General features: G+C 56.3%; 2 protein-coding genes. Both read right to left on the bottom strand.

Translation table 11 applies throughout. The annotated features are described in order from the left end of the window. Nucleotides 1–289 (bottom strand): integrase catalytic domain-containing protein (locus E5Z01_RS19710; protein ID WP_167758033.1); only part of this gene is annotated, 289 nt, incomplete at its 3' end. A 389-nt stretch (nucleotides 290–678) separates the two neighbouring features. Beyond that, entirely contained in the window at nucleotides 679–966 is a 288-nt protein-coding gene (locus E5Z01_RS19225) for a transposase (protein WP_114673128.1), read from the bottom strand. Nucleotides 967–1037: the final 71 nt, after the last annotated feature.

The following is a 1037-nucleotide window of genomic DNA, read 5'->3' as shown; positions in this document are numbered from 1 at the left end:
CACCCTGCTGGGACACCTTCGCCCTGACCCAGATACCCACCTCGCTGCATGCGGCGTTGAACTCATGTGACGTGAAGTCTGAGCCGCCATCAGACATCACGACCAGGGGTTGCTGAATACCGAGCTTCTTCAGTTCATCAATACCTCCTCGCAGCGCGGTGACCGCGCTGCTGGCCGAGAGTGACCGCACCACATGAATGTTCAAAACAGCACGAGTTTCCACGTCCAGAACGACATAAGCCCAAGACACACCGTCTTCCAGTGCAAAGCGGGTGGCATCAATTTGCACCTTCCTACCAGCAGGCCATAACACTGCGGGGACGACACCAGCGACTTGCCTCCTCATCCTCTTCGGTACAGGGGGGGACAGTTCCAAGGCAACCAATGTCAAACGAACTTCGTGTCGTCCTGGACAGCATTCTCCTGTCTTTTTGCAATCTTGACGTAGAAGGGCGTGCAGTGAGCGATACCCGCAGGTTGGATGGCGTAGGGCCATCTCCCGAATGCGTTCTTGACGCTCCTCCTTCCGCTTCCCACGTCTGACACGCTGAATTTCTTGTTGGCGAGCATCACGCAGTCGCCAGAAGGGGATGTCAGCTTCGCGGGCGAAGCTGGAAAGACTCAGGCGGGGATGGTCTTTACGCACTTCCTCGTACAGGCCGAGAAGCTCTTCAAGGCTTAAAGACCCCTGACTTTTTTTGCGATGTAGAGGGCTAATTCCTTCTCACCCAGCAGGCTTTTGAGGCGCTCATTTTCCTTCTCAAGGGCTTTGAACCCGTCGTCCTGCCTATTCCCTGCAAGGCGGGCACGGCCCGCCTCCACGAACTGGGTTCGCCAGTTGTGAATCAGGCTTTCGGCAACCCCATGCTGACGGGCCAGTTCCGCGATGGACTTTTCGCCGCTAAGGACGGCCAGGACGATTTCTTCCTTGACCCCAGATGCCCAAGTTTTGCGCTGCTTTCCCATAGAGTTCCTCCAGTTTGCCTGACCCTCCTATCGGTCAGGCGATTTTTGGAAGGAATCCCTGGAGCATTACC

The organism is Deinococcus fonticola, assembly GCF_004634215.1.
Taxonomy (GTDB): Bacteria; Deinococcota; Deinococci; order Deinococcales; family Deinococcaceae; genus Deinococcus; species Deinococcus fonticola.
Note: the sequence above shows the minus strand (reverse complement) of the source record. Positions and strands in the feature narration are given on the sequence as shown.